The following is a 17,276-nucleotide window of genomic DNA, read 5'->3' as shown; positions in this document are numbered from 1 at the left end:
GACCGCATCGAATGGCTCCCAATAAAGCAGCGCCCAGCGTTCGCCGGGTTACATTAGCCTAGCTATGTCGAGCATCGCTTGATCGTCAAACTGTTTATCATATTAATCTTTAAATATGGACGCATTGCCAGGAGGAAGCGTAGCCTGGGTCGCCGCGAATGAAAGCGATATCGGCTTGCTTGGCGGCGATCGCCGAACTCCAACCGTTCGAGCGGCGGGGCGCTTTGCGGCATGGCGGGTTCGCGCACCGGTGTGCTCGAGGCCCCCAGTCTCGCTTGTCTTAAAGATCGCGACCTGCCGATCGTGACCTTGAGCGGCGAGGGCTGCGTCCTGGCGGGGCTGCGCATGGTCGCCGCTGCGAATTCTTGACTGGTCAAGCTCTTGGCGCAGGGCAACTATCTGTTGCGAGCTCCAGCCAAATTTGACAGCAGTGATTCCATGAAAGCTAACGACCCGCTGGAATCCCGCTCGGCGTTAGGGCGCAACCTGACCTTCGGTCTTCTGGACGTGTTGGGGCGCATGATCGTCACGGGAGCCTATGACGGCCGGCCGTTCCCGATCGAGGCCGAGCTTTCCAAGGAACACGCCGTCAGCCGTTCCGTAACGCGCGAGGCGGTCAAGATGCTGGCCGCCAAGGGCCTGCTGACCGCACGTCCCCGGCAAGGCACCATCATCACCCCGCCATCGGCCTGGAACTGGTTCGACACTGACGTGCTCCGCTGGTTGCTGGAGCGGAAGTTCTCACTGAGCCTGCTGCGCCAGTTCACCGAGCTGCGACTGAGCATCGAGCCCGGCGCCGCCGCGCTGGCGGCTCAGGCTGCCAGTCCCTCGGGCCGGGATTTGATTAAGCTCGGATACGCCCGGATGGAGGCGGCCGAAGCTGGCTTCGACAATCCGCTCAGTTCTGACATCGCCTTCCACATCGCGATTCTGGAAGCCTCTGGAAATCCATTCTACGCTCAGTTCCGCGACGTCGTGGCCACGGCTTTGCAGACCTCCATCCAGTTCACCAATCGCTACCGGGGACGCAGCGCGAGCCTGCCGGCGCACAAGGCTGTAATGGACGCGATCATGGCGCACGATGCCGCCACCGCGGCCGAGACCATGCGAGAACTCATCGCCGACGTCATGGACCTCATCAAAGAGGCGATAGCGGAACAGCCCTAAATTGGGGTCCAGCCGACACGGAGGGCCGGAGATCGCCGGGGGCGGTCATACCCGCCAGCTGGGCCTCGCGAGGGCTCCTGCCGGTCCAGCGTTTGAAGGCGCGGGAGAAGGCGGCAGGTTCGGAGAAGCCGACGAGGTAGGCGGTCTCGTTGACCGAGGCTCTGGCGCCGGTGAGGTAGCGCAGCGCCATGCGGTGGCGCAGGGCGTCAAGCACCTGTTCGTAGGTGGCGTCCTCGGTCTTGAGCTTGCGGAACAGGGTCTGGCGGCTGAAGCCCATGGCGCGGGCGACGGCGTCGGCGCCGACCTCGCCAGTGTGCAGCAGCGGAAGCAGCACGGCCTCGACCCGGCCGCGGACGGTCTTCTGGTCCTCGAGTTCCTGCAGCAGGCCGTCGGCGCACCGGGTCAGGACGCCAAACACGTAGCGCGGCTGAAGCGCCACCGGCCAGGTCGCGATGCGCGGGTCTAGCCGCAGGGCGTTCCAGCCGCTGGAGAAGGTCACCGGGCACTGGAAAATGCGGTCATACTCGGCGCTCCAGGCCGGGGCCGGGTGGGTAAACTGCACCTCCAGCACATGCGGCTCTGGCAGAAAGCGGCGCGGGCCGCAGACCAGCCGGGCGAAGGCCCCTTCGGTCAGTTCGGGGAAAGCGTTGGGATCAGCGCGCGTGTCGACCATCCACAGCTGGCCGTCGCGCGCGGTCAGCGCGAAGCGCGGCCCGTCGCTGAGTCCTTCGGTCTCCAGAGTCAGCCGGCCGAAGCGCTGCATCTGGGCGAAGGCTTCGCCCATGGTGGCCGAGGCGTTCATGATCAGCCCGACGATCGACATCTCCGCCAGGTCGACAGCCTCGCCGAAATGCAGCGCCAACGCCGGATCGCCGCAGAGGTCCTGGGCCGCGCGCATCAGGGCCACATAGGCCTCGAACGCCAGGCGGCCGTCGGGGTCCTCCAGGTCGGCGGTACCCAGACCGGCTCGAGCCATGAGCGCCGCGCGATCAGCGCCCCGCTGGACAGCGAAGGCGATCAGGCCGGCGGCGAGTCCTGCTGACGTGGTCAGGTGCGACATCGGCGCGGCCCCTAGTGTTACGAACGATCATGCGCGCGCTACGCTCGATCATGGCGCCCGCCGGGCCAATCGACAAGAAAGGGGCCCATGTCACTCCGGTTTCCTGTCTCACCCGTCCTGTTCGCCGTCGCCGCCGCGCTGCTGCCTTCGATCGCCCTGGCGGAAAATCTGGAGGCCGGGCCCGGCGATCCGGCCTGGATGCATCTGGGGGCCAACGCCCTGCTTTGGGCGCACATCACCGGCGGGGCGATCGGGATGGTCACCGGCGTCGTCGCCCTGGCCTCGCGCAAGGGTCAGCGGGTCCACCGCGCGGCGGGATCGGTGTTCTTTGCGGCGATGTTCGCGGCCTATGCCATCGGCGCGGGCGTCGCGCCGTTCCTTGAAACCGGGCAGCGGCCCAACTTCGTTGCCGGCATCCTGGCGCTGTACCTTCTGATCAGTGGCACGATGGCGGCCCGACAGCGGGAGGTGAAGGCTGGCGCGCCGGAGGTCATCGGGCTGGTCGTCGCCCTCACCATCACCGCCGCCGGCGTGATCTTCATGCGGATGGGCGCGGCCAGCCCCAGCGGCACAGTGGACGGCTCGCCGCCGCCGGCCTTCTTCCTCTTTACCATTGCCGGGGCCTTCGCGGCCGCAGGTGAATTGCATGTGCTCCTGCGCAAGCAGCTGTCCCGGGTCTCGCGGATTGCGCGGCACCTGTGGCGGATGTGCTTTTCGCTGTTCATCGCCTCGGGGTCGTTCTTCCTCGGGCAGCAGCAGGTGTTTCCCGAGGCCTTGCGGGACTCGGCTCTGCTCTACGTCGTCGCCCTGTCGCCGCTGCCGGTCATGCTGTTCTGGCTGGGCAAGGTCCGCTTCGACGACTGGCGCCGGCGGGTGAAGGCGGCGGTCGCACCGCGCTAGGACGCGGCCTTGCGGACGACAGCGCCGGGGCGGGCGTCAGTGGCCTGGCCATCCTGGAACACCAGCACGCCATTGACCCAGACCTTGGCGATCCCCGTGGCCAGGGCGTTGGGATGGGCGATGTCGGAGCGGTCGGCGACGGTCGCCGGATCCAGCAGCACAAGGTCGGCGAAAGCGCCTGGCATGATGGTCCCGCGCCCGGCTATGCCCAGTTGGGCGGCCGTCTGGGCGGTCATCTTGTGGACGGCCCGTTCCAGGGTCAGGGCCTGCTTCTCGCGCACATAGACCCGCAGGATCCGGGCGAAGGCCCCGAAGCCGCGCGGATGCAGGCCGTGGGTCATGCCGTCCGAACAGATCACCGCATGGTCCCAGCCGATGAAGGCGTCGATGTCGGAGCCGGTCATGGCCGTGCCGATCACCGCGTCGACCCGGTCAACCTCGGGATGGGCCAGATGATAGGCTTCCGACTGGCGGGTCAGGGCCAGATAGGTCTCGGCGGGATCGGCCCCGCGCTCGGCGGCGATGTCGGCGATGGTCTTGCCGACCAGCGACGGATCGGGCGCGAACACCGCCAGCCGCATGCCGGCCGGGGTGGTCAGCTTGGTCAGGGCGAACCTTGCGGCGGCCAGGTCGTTGAAGTCGCGCTCCGGCAGCAGCACCGCCAGATTGCTCTGCCAGTATTCGTAGGGATAGACGTCGGCGGTAATGGCCACGCCCTGGGCGCGGGCGGCGTCCAGTTTCGCCAGGAGCTGCGGCGCCTGGCCCCAGCGGTCGACGATGGCGATCTTCAGATGCGAGATCTGGACGGGCAGCTTGGCCTCGCGGCCGATGGCGATGATCTCGTCGATCGCCGCGTCCAGCTTCACGTCCTCGCTGCGCAGGTGGCTGATATAGCGGCCGTGGCCGGCGGCGGCGGTCTTGGCCAGCGCCATGACCTCGTCCGGGGTCGAGAAGATGCCGGGGTCGTATTCTAGCCCCGTCGACAAGCCCAGCGAGCCGGCCTGGAGGTCCGAGGTCAGGTCGGCCTGCATCGCCGCGATCTCGGCGGGGGTCGCGGCGCGCTTGTAGTCCGATCCCATGGCCCGCTCGCGCAGGGAGCCGTGGCCGGTGTAGGAGGCGACATTGATGGCCAGTGGGGCCTTTTCCAGGCCGGCGAAATAGGTCTTCAGCGGAAAGGACGACTCGCCGTCCTCGCCCACGACGATGGTGGTCACCCCCTGGGCGGTGAGCGGGGTCATGTCCGGGGTCTGCTCGGCCTGGCGGTCATGATGGCTGTGGGCGTCGATGAAGCCCGGCGCCAGGACCAGACCCTTGGCGTCCAACACCGTATCGCCCGGCTTTCGCGCCAGCTTGCCGACGGCGACGATGCGGTCGCCGTCCACCCGAACGCTGACCGCTCGCGACGGCGCGCCCGTGCCGTCCACCACGCGGGCGCCGATAATCAGGGTCGAGGCCAGGGCGGTGGAGGTCATCAGCAGGGACAGGCCCAGCGCGATGGAGAGGCGGTGCAGGTTGCGCGTCATGTCTCGGCCTTCCAAAGTTCAGCGTTCAGAATAGAGCGCTCCGGCGAGGGTTTTCGCCGTTTCCCGCCGCGCAGACGGCAGGATCGCAGGGGCCCCACTGTGATCGCGACCTTACCCGACGCGCGGTTTGCGCTAAGCAGGGCGGCGACATCAGCAAGGATCCCGGGATGACCGCGAACGACCCGCGCAAGGACATCGACCGCATCGATATCAAGATCCTGGCCCTGCTGCACAGGCAGGGGCGGGTGACCAAGGCGGCGATGGGCGAGGCGGTGGGCCTGTCGGCGTCGCGCTGCTGGGAGCGGATGAAGAAGCTGGAAAAGGCCAAGATCATTCGCGGCTATCATGCCGAGGTGGATCTGGGCCGGCTGGCCAAGCTCTCGACCTTCGTGGTGCAGATCAAGCTCACTGACTTCTCCTACGCCAAGGCCAAGACCTTCGAGACCGGCATCGCGGCGCATCCGAATATCGTCTCCTGCCAGGCCGTGCTGGGCGATGTCGACTATCTGATCACCGTCGCGGCCTTCGGCATCGAGCACTATCAGACCATCATGGAGGGGTTGCTCGACACCTTGGCCGTCCCCTTCGACTATGTGACCTTTCCCGTGACCAAGAAGCTGAAGGGCGAGGCGGGGCTGGATCTTGCCAAGCTGCTGGCCACGGTCGAGGACCTCGACGACTAGAGCAAAAGGTCGCCATGATTGAATCATGTCGTTTGCTCTAGATTCTTGTTTTGACGTGTTATTTCGGCGGCGAACCGGTACCCACTTCGCCGAATAACGCTCTAGCCCCACAGGGCCGCCGCAGGGGGGCGCAGGATCGCGTCGCGATAGCCGAAGCCGTGCTCGATGTCGGTCACCAGCTGGATCGGACAGTCCAGGTCGACAACCTCGCAATCCTGGGCCACCAGCAGGCCCGGCGCGATGCCCAGCGAGGTGCCCTCCATGCAGCCGATCATTAGCCTAAGGCCCCGGGCGCGGGCCGCTTCGGTCAAGGCCAGCGCCTCGGTCAGGCCGCCGCACTTGTCCAGCTTGATGTTGCAGAAGGCGTAGCGTCCGACGATCCGGTCGAGATCGGCGCGGTCGTCGAACGACTCGTCGGCGCAGAGCGGAACCTCGCCCCGATAGTCCAGCAGGGCGTCGTCCTGTCCGACGGGCAGGGGCTGTTCCACCAGTTCGACCCCCAGGGCCGAAAGGCGGGGGGCATAGGCGTTGAGCTGATCCAGGGTCCAGCCCTGGTTGGCGTCTGCGATCAGGCGGGCGCGGGGCGCGGCGGCGCGGATCGCCTCCAGCCGCTCCAGATCAACGGCGTCGCCCAGCTTCACCTTCAGGCAGGGGAAGTCAGGGGTCCAGCGCGCGGCCTTGGCGGCCATGGCGGCGGGCGTATCCATGCCCAGGGTGACGAAGGTTTCGATGGGACGCAGCGGCGCCAGACCGGCCCGCACCGCCACAGGGACGCCGGTCAGCTTGGCCTCCAGATCCCACAGCGCGCAGTCGACAGCGTTGCGCGCCCCGCCGCGCGGCAGGCGGGCGGCGATGCACGCGCGGTCCAGAAGCATGCCCGCTTCAAGCTCGACCGCCAGGGCCTGCACCTGCAACAGCATGGTCTGTGGCGTGTCGCCCAGATAGTCGACCCCAGCGGCCTCGCCGCGTCCGATCGCGCCGCGCGCCGCGATCTCGACGTGAAGCACATTGGCCTCGGTATAGACGTGGCGGGCGATGACGAAGGGCTCGGTCAGGGCGTGCGCCTCGACCCGCGCGGTCAGGCGCATCAGGCGGCGTCCGAGCGCGCTTCCGCCGTGAGCAGCAGGCCATCGACGATGGCCGCCACGCCGGTCCGCAACGGATCGCAACACGGCAGGCCCAGGGCGGCCTCCGTCTCGCGCAGATAGTCTGCGGCCGCCTTGGGGGTGAGGCGCGAGGTGTTGATGCAGATCCCGGCCATGCGAACGGCCGGATTTGTCAGGGCCGCCAGGCGCAGGTTCAGGGCGATGGCCTCGGCCATGGACGGGGTGGGGAAGGTCTCCAGTCCGTCGATGGCGGTGCGGGTGGCGTCGTGGCACAGCACCAGGGCGTCGGGCTGGCTGCCGTGCAGCAGGCCCAGGGTCACGCCGGCATAGGCCGGATGGAACAGCGAGCCCTGGCCCTCGATCACGTCCCAGTGGTCAGGCGCGGCGGCCGGGCTCAGCTGCTCGGCGGCTCCGGCGACGAAGTCGGAGATGATGGCGTCGATGGGCGCGCCGGATCCGGCGATGAAGATGCCGGTCTGGCCGGTGGCCCGGAAGTCGGCGTCGGCGCCGCGCATCTGGAGTTCTTTCGTGATGGCCAGGGCGGCGTACATCTTGCCCACGGCGCAGTCAGTGCCGACGGTCAGCAGGCGCAGGCCGGCGCGCTTGTCGCCGGTTCCGACCACGCAGAACTCAGGCGACGGTTCCCGCGCCTCGATCAGTCGGCGGCCCAGGCGCTCGGCGGTTTCGCGCACCTTGGGCAGGCTGGCCATGCGGGTGTGCAGGCCCGAGACAAGATCCAGCCCCGCCTCCAGCGCCTCGATCAGGACGGCTTCCCAGTGGGGCGGGATATAGCCGCCGGCATTGGCCACGCCCAGCAGCAGCGAGCGGGCGCCGGCCGCGTGGGCGGCCCTGGGCGTCATGTCGGGCAGGCCCAGATCGGCCTCGCAGCCGGGCAGGCGAAGCTGGCCGACGCAGGCGTCGGGACGCCAGTGGGCGACGCCCGAGGCGGTCTTGGCGCTGACCCGGTCCACGTCTCCGAGGAACATCAGGCAGGGATAGGGGAGTTCCACGACAGCACCTCGTTGTAGACGTCGTCAGTTGGGTTCGAGACCGATTGTCTCCGCCGCAGCGGGGAGGATCAGTCGCCGGAGGTCGGGTGAAACGGCCGGGCGGCCGGTGAGCGGGGCAGGATCACCGAAGCCAGAGCGTGTCGCACCCCAGCCAAGGCCTGGATCCGGTCGACGGTCCGCTCGAGGTCCACGGTCCGCCCGGCCTCGACCACGGCCACCAGGTCATAGTCGCCGGTGATCTGATGCAGGGCGGTCAGCTCGCTCATCTCGGCCAGCCGCGCGCCAACGTCGGCGGCGTCGCGCGGCGCGACCTGGATCATCACATGGGCTCGCAGGGCGGCGTCTCCGCGGTCGGCGGCGACGCCCAGGAAGGCCGGACTTGCGATCTCGACGGCGATCAAGGCTGAACTCCCTCACTCTTCGCGGAGAGTTTAGTTTGGGAGGGGCCTCGAAAAACGCCGTGTTTGGGCTGTGTCGCGAGAGAAACGCTCGCCGGCGCGCCCTCAGCGCAGGATCTTGGTCGCCAGCAGGATCGAGGAGGTCGTCCGTTCGACCCCGTCCAAGGCGCCGATGCGGTCGATCAGGGCGTTCAGCTCGGTGACCGTCTCGGCCTCGATCAGGGCGATCAGGTCGTACTCGCCGCTGATGGCGTGCAGGGCCGACAGCTCGGCGATGGCCGCCAGTTCGTCCTCCGTGATCTTGGCCAGTTTCAGCTGGACCTTGATCATCACCTGGGCGCGGATCAATCGGCGGTCATAGTCGCTGCCCAGGCGCACGGTGTAGCCCTGGATGACGCCATCCTGCTCCAGACGGCTGAGCCGGGCATAGACATTGGCCCGCGTCAGTCCAAGGTCGGCGGCCAGCTTGGTGACCGGCTGACGCGAGTCTTCGCGCAGCATCGCCAGCAACTTGCGGTCGACCTCGGCGAGGTTCTGGTCCTCCGACTTCATCGGCCCCTCCCTGAGTCTGTCCCGACCATCAGTCTCATTTCGGTGAAGGCTCGTTGGTGTAGATCGCGGTGCGCGGCGTGGGCAGGGCCGACGAGATCGCGCCCCGGTACATGCCCAGATCGTTCATGCCGAACGCCGGGCGGCCCTGGCCGTCCATGGCGATCAGACCGCCGTCGCCGCCGATCCTGGTGATCGAGGCCATGGTCTGGTCGGCTGCGGTCTGAACATCCTCGCCCTTCCAGGCGATGCGGTCGCAGACCTGGCGGGCGGCAGTCTCGCGGATGAAGTACTCTCCCGATCCGGTGGCCGACACCGCGCAGACGCCGTCGCGGGCATAGGTGCCGGCCCCAATGATCGGGGTATCGCCGACTCGCGCCCACCGCTTTCCGGTCATGCCGCCCGTCGAGGTGGCGGCCGCGATATGTCCGGCCTGGTCCAGCGCAACCGCGCCGACGGTGCCGAACAGATGGGTGGGATCCAGCACGGCCTGGTGGTTCTTCCGCCAGGTTTCCAGCTGCTTCCAGCGCTCCTCGGTACGGAAGTAGCCGGGATCGACCTGCTCCAGGCCCTGCTCTTTGGAGAACTGGTCGGCGCCTTCGCGCGTCAGCATGACGTGCGGGGACTTCTCCATCACCGCGCGAGCCAGGCTGATCGGATTTCGGGTGCGGGTCACACCCGCGACGGCCCCGGCCTTCAGGGTGTCGCCGTCCATGATCGAGGCGTCCAGCTCGTTCTTGCCTTCGGCGGTGAAGACCGCGCCCTTGCCGGCGTTGAACAGCGGATTGTCCTCCAGCGTCCGCACCACAGTCTCGACCGCGTCCAGGCTTGAGCCCCCGGACTTCAGCACCTTGGCGCCAGCCTCCAGCGCAGCCTCCAGGCCGGCGCGATAGGCCTTTTCCTTCTCAGGCGTCATGGCGCTGCTCTCCAGCACGCCGGATCCCCCGTGAACGGCCAGAGACCACTTGCTCTCGGCCGCCATGACCGGCGCCGAGGCCGCGCACAGGGCCAGGATCGACAGGCTGAGCGAGCGGATCTTGGAAGGTGTCATCGCAACTCTCTTGGACAGGCCGGAGGCGGGTTCCGGCGGAAAAAGGCGGGGAACTGGCGGTCAGCGGTCGCTGCGGATCAGCACGCCGTCCTTGACCTGGGCGGTCAGGGTAAAGGCCGGCTGCGTCACCTTGAAGGTCTTGAAGTCCAGCGTGCTTTCCGGCCCCACGCCGACAATGGGGAAGGGCGCATAGGTCAGCGGCTGGCCGGCGATGATGGTGGCGGGCTTGGCCATCGGGCGCACCAGCCAGCCGTGACCAGGACCATAGAACCGACCCACGCCGTCGCCGTCGATCAGCATCGCCGCGCCTTCGTCGATGCCGAGGCCCGCGATCGTCGGATCGTTCTCTTCCTGGATCAGCCGACCGACGAAGGCCACGAGGCGGCCCTGGCGATCGCGCTTGTCGAAGTGGCTGTCGGTGATGACCTTCGACAGCCAGGGCAGGTGCAGGAAGTCGCGCACCAGGGTGACACCGGCTGCGGTGGGATTCTTCAGCGCCTCGGGCGAAGTCATGCTGATCGAGTCGAGGCAGCCGTACGAATAGCCGCCAAGGATCGCCAGGCCGGCGCTGGTGCCGCCGATCGGCTTGCCGGCCTTGACGTGGGCGTCCAGCGCCTTGTTCAGGGCCGTGCCCTTCCAGGCGCGGATGTAGTTGCTCTGGTCGCCGCCGCCGAAGAAGATCCCGTCGGCGCGGGCGATGATGGCCAGCAGTTTGGGATCCTCGCCGGCGTCTTCGTTCTGGATCACCAGGGTCTCGACCGAGGCGACGCCGCCAACATCCTTGTAGATCTCGTCCTGCAGTTCGCGGCCGCCGCGGGCTCGCAGCACCACGATGTGGCCGCCGCCGGATTGCTTAACGAACTGACGGAAGGCCTCCAGCGGCCAGTCGCCGCCGCCCATCAGGGCCAGCAGCGGCCCGGTCTTGCCCGGGGTCGGGGCGGTGACATCGCCGATCACATAATACTCGTAGCCCGGTCCGACGGCGTCGGGACCCTTGGCGGGCGCATCGGCCGCAAGCGCGTTCAGGGGAAGGAGCAGGGCCGCCGCCATCGCGAGCGCCGAAATTCTAGCCAGCATCATATCCATCCCTCGCCTGTCGCGATCCTGGCCGTGGGCGCGGCGCCAGGTCCAGAGGCCAAACGCGCACTGGACCCCGGTCGAGCCTGTTTCCGGACCCAGCGCTGCAGATCTGTGCGCTGTGCATCAAAGCTGCACGTGGAACACATTCTGTCCACCAAATCTGACAATTTGATCTTTTCGGCTTTCAATTTGTGAGAAATGCAATCCAACATGAGCGGACCTTGGGGTGCAACCCGGCGTCGGGCCTGTCCACGAGAATGGATGCGCCGCTAAAAAAGAGGGGATAATGATGAAGATGCATCTGCTTGGGGCCAGCGCCCTTGCCGGCGCGGCGGGCCTGATGATCACCGGCCAGGCGCTCGCGCAAACCACCCCACAGACGGACGAGACCGCGGTCGAGGCCCTGGTCGTCACTGGGTCGCGCATTCCCCGGATCGCCACCGAGGGCCCGGCCCCGGTCACCGTCATCACCAGCGAGAACATCAAGGCCGCCGGCTTCAACAGCGTGCCGGACGTGCTGCGCAGCCTCACCCAGAACGGCGGCGAGACCCAGACCCAGCAGTCGTCCAGCGGCGCCGACTGGACGCCCGGCGCCCAGCAGGTCGACCTGCGCGGCCTGGGCCCCAACCACACCCTGGTGCTGGTCAACGGTCGCCGCATCGCCGATTTCCCCCTGCCGTTCAACGGCAAGAGCGCCTTCACCGACACCTCCTCGATCCCGCTGGGCATGATCGACCGCATCGAGGTGCTGAGCGGCAGCGCCTCGGCCGTCTATGGCTCGGACGCCATCTCGGGCGTTGTGAACTTCAATCTGAAGAAGAAGGCCGACGGCACCATTGTCGACGTCACCTTCGGCGGTCTCGAGCACGGCGGCGCCAGCAGCCAGCGCGTCAATGTCTCCAGCGGCTTTTCCCAAGGTGACTTCGACCTCGTCATTGGCGGCGAGTTCGTTAATCAGAAGCCGCTCTGGGCCTATGATCGCGACATCCAGGACAGCACCAAGGACGCCCCGACCGCCCGCGCCCGTATCGCGCGCCGCGACTTCCTGCGCATGGATCCTGATGCTGAAGTCTATATCGATCCAGGCCGCGCCACCTGCGCCACGCTCAGCAAGCTGAACGGTGGCTCCGTGGAATATGCCAGCCGACCGGGCTGGGGCGACTATGACGCCGACCTGGACGACTATGGCCCCGGCTATTACTGCGGCAGCTACAGCTCGATCGGCTACGGAACCATCATCAGCGAACGCAAGAGCGCCAATGTCGTGGCCTCGCTGAACTACGCCAAGACCGACGACCTATCGTTCTTCGCCGACATCTCGGCCGGCTACAGCCGCACGCGCCAGTTCCAGGATGTGCTGAACTGGGAATACCAGGACGCCAATGGCAGCGAGGACGGCATTTTCTACAACCAGTTCACGGGCGCTCTGGACCTGTGGCACCGCAACTTCACGCCTGAGGAAATGGGCGGCCTGAGCAAGGGCTACATCAAGAACGTCTCGCGCACCTTCAGCATCACGCCGGGCGTCAAGGGCTCGCTGGGCGGCGGCTGGGACTACGAGGCCTTCTATAACTTCAGCCAGTACAAGTCGTCGATCAGCTGGCCCAAGGTTGTGACCTCCAAGGCCACGGCCCTGTTCCTGGGCGCGCAGCTGGGCGTCGATGACGACAGCGGATACCCGATCTTCAATGCCGATCCGGCCCGTCTCTACAGGCCGCTGACGGTCGCCGAGTTCAACTCGATCACTGCGCGCACCACCTACAAGCCGGTCGCGCGCCAGCAGGGCGTGTCGTTCCAGGTCAACAAGGCCGACCTGTTCACCCTGCCCGCCGGCCCGGTCGGCTTCGCGGCCGTCGCCGAGCTTGGTAAGCAGTCCTACAAGCTGGGCCTCGATCCCCTGGCCACCCAGAACTACTACTACGGCCTGCGCGACGCCGACGGCGATGGCTCGCGCAAGCGCTGGGGCGCCGGCTATGAGTTCCGCGCCCCGCTGCTCAAGAGCCTGGAGCTGAGCACGGCCGGCCGCTACGACGGCTACAAGTACGGCGGCAACACCATCGACAAGTTCACCTACAACGGCGGACTTGAGTGGCGGCCGGTCAAGACGCTGCTGGTGCGCGGCGCCTACGGCACTGGTTTCCGGGCCCCTGACCTGCACTATGTGTTCGCCAAGGAAGGCATCAGCCACCCCTCAGGCACGGACTATTATCGCTGCCGCAGCGAGGAGCCCGACGAGGAAGTGGGCGATTGCAGCTATGCGGGCGAAGGCCTGGTGAAGGTTCGCCTGGGCAACGCCAAGCTGAAGCCGGAAACCTCCAAGTCGCTGAACTATGGCGCAGTCTGGTCGCCGATCCGCAACTTCGACATCTCGGTCGACTATTTCCGCGTGCAGCTCGACAACGCCGTGCTCGACATGAGCCTGGACAGCGTGCTGCGCCAGGAAGCCGACTGCCGACTGGGCAAGACCAGCGCCGGCACGGCCGTCAGCGCGTCCTCGCCGACCTGCGTCGACGCCTTGGCCCGCGTGGCCCGCAACCCGCTGACGGCGGCGATCAACCCCGGCGCCATCGCGACCGTGACGATCAATCCGATCAACGTCGCCACTGAAAAGACCACCGGCCTCGACGTGGCCGCCCACTATCGCTGGCCGACCGAAAGCTTCGGGACGTTCAATTTCGGCCTGACCCATACCTGGGTGCACAAGCACACCAGCCGGCAGTATCCGGGCGATCCGATCGAGAACCAGCTGGCCTATGACAGCGGCTTCTACATCCCGCGCTCCAAGAGCACCGGTTCGATCAACTGGACCCTGGATCGCCTGACCCTGGGCGTGCACGGCCAGCGCCTGGAGCGCCTGCCCAACTACGCAGAGGATGGCTGGATCAAGGAGAGCTATCTCTACAACGCCACCGTCCAGTACGACCTGAACGACACCACCCGGATCAGCCTGGCGGTCGACAACCTGCTGGACAAGGGACCCCAGCGCGACCCGACCTATTCGGGCTATCCCTACTATGACACCTCGTGGTTCGACTCGACCGGGCGCAGCTACTACCTGCAGCTGACCCACAAGTTCGGCGGGGCGGGCGGGCTGTAAGGCTCCCCGGCGATTGAAGGCGGCCGCCTCGCGGCCGCCTTTTCGCAAAGGTTCAGGGCGCGGGCGGCCTGGCAGCCAGGACCCGCGACCACGCCGCTTCGGCCGTATCGGCGAAGGCGAAGAGATCCAGATCCGCCGCGTCGATCATGCCGTGCTCGACCAGGGCGTCGAAAGCGATCACCGAGCGCCAGTAGGCCTCGTCGACCAGCACAATCGGGATGGGCGGGCACTTGCGGGTCTGGCGCAGGGTCAGCAGTTCGAACAGCTCGTCGAAGGTGCCAAACCCGCCCGGAAAGACCACCAGGGCGTTGGCGCGCATGGCCAGGTGCATCTTGCGCATGGCGAAATAGTGAAACCGGAAGGTCAGCTCGGGCGTCGAGTAGGGGTTGGGTCGCTGCTCGCGCGGCAGGGTGATGTTGAAGCCGATCGAGGGCGCGCCCACGTCGAAGGCGCCGCGATTGGCGGCCTCCATCAGGCCAGGGCCGCCGCCTGTGGCGATGACGTTGTCGCGCGGCTGGCCTTCCACGTGCGTGGCAAGGCCCTGCTCGGAGACGATGCGCCCAAAGCGCCGCGCCAGGGCGTACCATTCGCCGCGCCGTCCGGGGGAATCCTCCCGCACCCGGGCGCTGCCGAAGACCACGATGGTCGAGCGCACGCCCCAGGCGCGAAGGGCTTCATCGGCCTTGGCGAATTCGAGCAGGAACCGGACGCTGCGCATCGAGTCGCCCAGCAGGAAGTCCTGGTCGAGGGCCGCCAGGCGATAGGATGCGGAGGCTTCCTGCCGGTCACTGTTCGCCCCGGGCGCGGGGGCGCCCGGGTTCGGGGTATCGCTCGGCATGAACGCTAGGCGGTCGCTGGAGCGAACAGGTCGTCCAGACCGACGCGCACCCTTTGCAGGACGTCCGAGCGAGACTCCTCGGTGATGTTCGAGACGATCGAGCCGAAGTGCTTGTGGTCGAGAACCCGCAGACCGCAAACGCCCGACAGGTGCAGGTCGAACACCGTCATCAGGGCTTTCAGGGCGCCGGTGTCGTTGACCCAGTCCTCGGGCGCGCCCGAGGTTGAAAAGCTGAGCAGGGTCTTGTCGTCCAGAAGCGATTCCGTGCCGCCCAGGCCCGGCGCATAGCCAAAGCCCATGCTGAACATCCGGTCGACATAGCCCTTCAGGATCGCGGGCGGGGCGTTGAACCAGAACGGATAGACGAAGATGAAACTGTCGACATCGCCGACCAGCCCGCGCTCGGCCACGATATCGGCGGCCGGATGTGCGCCCGACGCGGAGGGCAGTTCCGTGGCCTTGAGGCGGGGGTCGAAGTCGAGCGCGTAGAGATCGCGCAGCAGCACGGTGTGACCGGTCGCCCGCAGATGCTCGACGCAGGTTCGGGCGATGGTTGCGCAGAAGCTGTCGGGCTTGGGGTGGGCGAGGATGACGGCGTGTTTCATGGGGCGGCTCCCAGGCGGCGACGGGTTGCCTTCACAGACTAGTCTTCGGTCAGGCCGCCAAATTGATCCAGATCACGGAATGGGGCGCAGTCTGGCCGATCCTGCCGGCTCCAGCAGGCCTTGCCGGTTCGCGTCGCGTCCGATCTGGCCCATCCCCGCGAGATCTCATCATGACCCCGATCCTGTCGTTTCATGGCGCCGCTGGCTGCGTGACCGGCTCCTGCGCCCGCCTGCAGACCCAAGAGGCCACGGTGCTGGTCGACTGCGGCATGTTCCAGGGTTCGAAGACACTTAAGGCGCTGAACTATGGCGACTTTCCCTTCGACCCCACCCGGATCGACGCCGTTCTGCTCACCCACGCCCATATCGACCATAGCGGCCTGCTACCCAAGCTGATGCTCGCGGGCTTTGAGGGGCCGATCTATGCGACGGCGGCGACGCGCGACCTGTGTGCGGTGATGCTGGCCGACGCGGGCGGGATTCAGGAGGCGGAGGTGGCGGCGCTCAATCGGCGCAACCAGAGACGGGGTCTGGCTCCGGTCGAGCCCATCTATACCGAAGCCGACGCCGCCCGCGTGATGAAGCAGTTTCGGAAGGTCAAGCTGGGTGAGCCGGTAGAGGTCGCGTCCGGGATCTCGGCGATCTACTGGGAGGCCGGCCACATCCTGGGCTCAGCGTCGATCGAGGTCGAGGTCGGTGCGAAGGACGCCCGCAAGCGCCTGCTGTTCTCCGGCGACCTGGGCTCGGGCGGCAGCGACTTCGTCGCTGATCCGCAAGGTCCCACGGGCGTCGATCATCTGATCCTTGAATCCACCTATGGCGACCGCGAGCGCACCGTCACCAGCGGCGTCGCGCGGCGCGCGGCCTTGGCCGAGGAACTCAAGGCGGCGCACGCCGCTGGCGGTCCGCTGCTGATCCCCGCTTTTGCGCTGCAGCGCAGCCAGGAACTGCTGGTCGATCTGCTGCAACTGATGGAGGACGGCGACGCGCCGCGCGGCGACATCTTCCTGGACTCGCCCCTGGCCATCGAGGCCTCCAAGGTGTTCCTCGACCGGGGCTGGAATCCCGCCCTGCAGCGAAATCCTTTCGAGCCGGTCCGCCCCTCCGAGCATCTGCGCTTCCTGGACAAGCCCTGGGACAGCGATGGCCTGGAGAGGCTCTCCGGCTGGCATGTGATCCTGGCCGCCAGCGGCATGTGCGATGCGGGCCGGGTGCGCAAGCATCTTAAGCGGTTGCTGTGGCGCAAGGAGGCGACGGTGCTGCTGTGTGGGTTCCAGGCGGCCGGCACGCTGGGCCGGTTGCTCGCCGAAGGCGCCGAACGCGTCAGCATCCAGGGCGACGAGGTGCGGGTTCGGGCGCGGGTGCGCAGACTCGACGCCTATTCGGCCCATGCTGACGCCGCCGGCCTCACACGCTGGGCGCTCGATCGGGCGCCTGTCGCCGGTTCCATCCTGCTGGCCCATGGCGAGCCTGACGCCACCGCCGGGTTGCGGGATCGGCTGACCAGCGCCGGCTTCGATGCGGCCGCAATTCTGATCCCCGACCTGGACGACGCCTTCGATCTCGGCGAGGGACCCGCCGTCCCGCTCCAGTCGTCGCCCGCCAGATTGCCGCCCCATGCCGCCTCCAAGCTCGACTGGCACAACAAGCGGGTCGCCTTTCAGATGGCGCTCAACGCCGCCCTCGGCGACGCCGAGAGCGACGCGGCGCGCGAAGCGCTGTTGCGCCGCCTCAGCGCGGTGGTCGAGGGCCGGCCGGACAGGCCGCAAAATGCGACCTCGGCGAGCGAACTTGATTCAGCTCAAGGCCCGCCGCCGCCGGTGGGGGTGTTCTAGCAACGTCATCCGCCCCCCTTTTCGCAAGGCAAGACAATGGCATCTCGTAAGATCAAGACGATCGCCCGCGACGGTCGCGACGCGTTCCAGAACGTCACCGACCACCTCAAGACCATGGTCGACCACTTGGGCCACGACGCCGGCGATGCGGCCTCGGTGAGCGCCGTGGCCCTGGGTCATGCCGCCATAGAACTGGTCGGCGATGTCCAGACCAAGCTGGATCGTCTCGAGAGAGCGGCGAAGAGGGAGGTCCGGCGCCACCCGGCCGAAGCCCTGGCCGCGACCGCCGCGAGCTCGGCGCTTGTCGCCGCCATCGCCGCCGGTCTGATCACCTACACCCTGGTTCGTCGGGGTCAGGACGCCTAGCGCCCTGA

15 protein-coding genes and 1 pseudogene are annotated in these 17,276 nt (G+C 67.3%); 6 read left to right on the top strand and 10 right to left on the bottom strand.

Annotation, left to right across the window (positions count from 1 at the left end; genetic code table 11):
- Nucleotides 1–438: 438 nt before the first annotated feature.
- Nucleotides 439–1,167: a FadR/GntR family transcriptional regulator gene (locus ACW176_RS02365; protein ID WP_492110747.1), complete on the top strand. Its 729-nt coding sequence runs from the start codon at nucleotides 439–441 to the stop codon at nucleotides 1,165–1,167.
- Between the two features lie 58 nt (nucleotides 1,168–1,225).
- On the opposite strand, the pseudogene ACW176_RS02360 reads toward ACW176_RS02365, so the two are convergent.
- Nucleotides 1,226–2,227, bottom strand: a pseudogene (locus ACW176_RS02360) (AraC family transcriptional regulator); the annotation flags it as partial.
- A gap of 87 nt (nucleotides 2,228–2,314) precedes the next feature.
- Here ACW176_RS02360 and ACW176_RS02355 point away from each other — a divergent pair.
- Nucleotides 2,315–3,127, top strand: coding sequence for a hypothetical protein (locus tag ACW176_RS02355; RefSeq protein WP_492110746.1), 813 nt, complete (start codon nucleotides 2,315–2,317; stop codon nucleotides 3,125–3,127).
- On the opposite strand, the gene ACW176_RS02350 is transcribed toward ACW176_RS02355, so the two are convergent.
- A complete protein-coding gene (locus ACW176_RS02350; protein ID WP_492110745.1) occupies nucleotides 3,124–4,650 on the bottom strand; it encodes an N-acyl-D-amino-acid deacylase family protein in 1,527 nt (508 codons plus the stop codon). The genes ACW176_RS02355 and ACW176_RS02350 overlap by 4 nt on opposite strands.
- 167 nt (nucleotides 4,651–4,817) lie before the next feature.
- Here ACW176_RS02350 and ACW176_RS02345 point away from each other — a divergent pair, with 167 nt between their 5' ends.
- Complete coding sequence (locus ACW176_RS02345) at nucleotides 4,818–5,333, top strand: Lrp/AsnC family transcriptional regulator (RefSeq protein ID WP_419318703.1); 516 nt, start codon at nucleotides 4,818–4,820, stop codon at nucleotides 5,331–5,333.
- A gap of 101 nt (nucleotides 5,334–5,434) precedes the next feature.
- Here ACW176_RS02345 and ACW176_RS02340 read toward each other — a convergent pair whose 3' ends face one another.
- From ACW176_RS02340 to ACW176_RS02315, 6 genes are all read right to left on the bottom strand, one after another.
- Nucleotides 5,435–6,421 (bottom strand): dipeptide epimerase, encoded by a 987-nt coding sequence (locus tag ACW176_RS02340; RefSeq protein WP_492110744.1) that lies wholly within the window; start codon nucleotides 6,419–6,421, stop codon nucleotides 5,435–5,437.
- The gene (locus ACW176_RS02335; RefSeq protein WP_492110743.1) at nucleotides 6,421–7,449 is read right to left on the bottom strand and encodes an N-acetyltransferase DgcN family protein; all 1,029 of its coding nucleotides are present in this window, start codon (nucleotides 7,447–7,449) and stop codon (nucleotides 6,421–6,423) included. The genes ACW176_RS02340 and ACW176_RS02335 overlap by 1 nt, the downstream gene beginning before the upstream one ends.
- 68 nt (nucleotides 7,450–7,517) lie before the next feature.
- Nucleotides 7,518–7,850 (bottom strand): Lrp/AsnC family transcriptional regulator, encoded by a 333-nt coding sequence (locus ACW176_RS02330; RefSeq protein ID WP_419318697.1) that lies wholly within the window; start codon nucleotides 7,848–7,850, stop codon nucleotides 7,518–7,520.
- A gap of 102 nt (nucleotides 7,851–7,952) precedes the next feature.
- Nucleotides 7,953–8,399, bottom strand: coding sequence for an Lrp/AsnC family transcriptional regulator (locus ACW176_RS02325; RefSeq protein ID WP_492110742.1), 447 nt, complete (start codon nucleotides 8,397–8,399; stop codon nucleotides 7,953–7,955).
- Nucleotides 8,400–8,433: 34 nt separating this feature from the next.
- Nucleotides 8,434–9,447, bottom strand: coding sequence for an isoaspartyl peptidase/L-asparaginase family protein (locus tag ACW176_RS02320; protein WP_492110741.1), 1,014 nt, complete (start codon nucleotides 9,445–9,447; stop codon nucleotides 8,434–8,436).
- 60 nt (nucleotides 9,448–9,507) lie between these two features.
- Nucleotides 9,508–10,524 carry a cyanophycinase gene (locus tag ACW176_RS02315; protein ID WP_492110740.1) on the bottom strand — a complete coding sequence of 339 codons (1,017 nt, stop codon included), beginning with the start codon at nucleotides 10,522–10,524 and terminating at the stop codon, nucleotides 9,508–9,510.
- A gap of 292 nt (nucleotides 10,525–10,816) precedes the next feature.
- Here ACW176_RS02315 and ACW176_RS02310 point away from each other — a divergent pair, with 292 nt between their 5' ends.
- Nucleotides 10,817–13,624: a TonB-dependent receptor plug domain-containing protein gene (locus ACW176_RS02310; protein WP_492110739.1), complete on the top strand. Its 2,808-nt coding sequence runs from the start codon at nucleotides 10,817–10,819 to the stop codon at nucleotides 13,622–13,624.
- Between the two features lie 52 nt (nucleotides 13,625–13,676).
- Here ACW176_RS02310 and ACW176_RS02305 read toward each other — a convergent pair whose 3' ends face one another.
- A complete protein-coding gene (locus ACW176_RS02305) occupies nucleotides 13,677–14,462 on the bottom strand; it encodes an LOG family protein (protein ID WP_492110738.1) in 786 nt (261 codons plus the stop codon).
- A 5-nt stretch (nucleotides 14,463–14,467) separates the two neighbouring features.
- Complete coding sequence (locus ACW176_RS02300; RefSeq protein WP_419318685.1) at nucleotides 14,468–15,067, bottom strand: NAD(P)H-dependent oxidoreductase; 600 nt, start codon at nucleotides 15,065–15,067, stop codon at nucleotides 14,468–14,470.
- A 170-nt stretch (nucleotides 15,068–15,237) separates the two neighbouring features.
- Here ACW176_RS02300 and ACW176_RS02295 point away from each other — a divergent pair, with 170 nt between their 5' ends.
- Together ACW176_RS02295 and ACW176_RS02290 are read left to right on the top strand one after the other, a co-directional pair.
- Nucleotides 15,238–16,902, top strand: coding sequence for an MBL fold metallo-hydrolase (locus ACW176_RS02295; protein ID WP_492110737.1), 1,665 nt, complete (start codon nucleotides 15,238–15,240; stop codon nucleotides 16,900–16,902).
- A gap of 36 nt (nucleotides 16,903–16,938) precedes the next feature.
- Nucleotides 16,939–17,268, top strand: coding sequence for a hypothetical protein (locus tag ACW176_RS02290; protein ID WP_419318681.1), 330 nt, complete (start codon nucleotides 16,939–16,941; stop codon nucleotides 17,266–17,268).
- Nucleotides 17,269–17,276: the final 8 nt, after the last annotated feature.

It is taken from the genome of Caulobacter sp. FV1ye13L (assembly GCF_058681155.1).
Note: the sequence above shows the minus strand (reverse complement) of the source record. Positions and strands in the feature narration are given on the sequence as shown.

What these genes read in the sequence shown, in the direction of transcription:
- ACW176_RS02365 (WP_492110747.1), top strand. Translation starts at nt 439, where the DNA reads ATGAAAGCTAACGACCCGCTGGAATCCCGCTCGGCGTTAGGGCGCAAC.
- ACW176_RS02355 (WP_492110746.1), top strand. Translation starts at nt 2,315, where the DNA reads ATGTCACTCCGGTTTCCTGTCTCACCCGTCCTGTTCGCCGTCGCCGCC.
- ACW176_RS02350 (WP_492110745.1), bottom strand. Translation starts at nt 4,650, where the DNA reads ATGACGCGCAACCTGCACCGCCTCTCCATCGCGCTGGGCCTGTCCCTG.
- ACW176_RS02345 (WP_419318703.1), top strand. Translation starts at nt 4,818, where the DNA reads ATGACCGCGAACGACCCGCGCAAGGACATCGACCGCATCGATATCAAG.
- ACW176_RS02340 (WP_492110744.1), bottom strand. Translation starts at nt 6,421, where the DNA reads ATGCGCCTGACCGCGCGGGTCGAGGCGCACGCCCTGACCGAGCCCTTC.
- ACW176_RS02325 (WP_492110742.1), bottom strand. Translation starts at nt 8,399, where the DNA reads ATGAAGTCGGAGGACCAGAACCTCGCCGAGGTCGACCGCAAGTTGCTG.
- ACW176_RS02320 (WP_492110741.1), bottom strand. Translation starts at nt 9,447, where the DNA reads ATGACACCTTCCAAGATCCGCTCGCTCAGCCTGTCGATCCTGGCCCTG.
- ACW176_RS02315 (WP_492110740.1), bottom strand. Translation starts at nt 10,524, where the DNA reads ATGCTGGCTAGAATTTCGGCGCTCGCGATGGCGGCGGCCCTGCTCCTT.
- ACW176_RS02310 (WP_492110739.1), top strand. Translation starts at nt 10,817, where the DNA reads ATGAAGATGCATCTGCTTGGGGCCAGCGCCCTTGCCGGCGCGGCGGGC.
- ACW176_RS02305 (WP_492110738.1), bottom strand. Translation starts at nt 14,462, where the DNA reads ATGCCGAGCGATACCCCGAACCCGGGCGCCCCCGCGCCCGGGGCGAAC.
- ACW176_RS02300 (WP_419318685.1), bottom strand. Translation starts at nt 15,067, where the DNA reads ATGAAACACGCCGTCATCCTCGCCCACCCCAAGCCCGACAGCTTCTGC.
- ACW176_RS02295 (WP_492110737.1), top strand. Translation starts at nt 15,238, where the DNA reads ATGACCCCGATCCTGTCGTTTCATGGCGCCGCTGGCTGCGTGACCGGC.
- ACW176_RS02290 (WP_419318681.1), top strand. Translation starts at nt 16,939, where the DNA reads ATGGCATCTCGTAAGATCAAGACGATCGCCCGCGACGGTCGCGACGCG.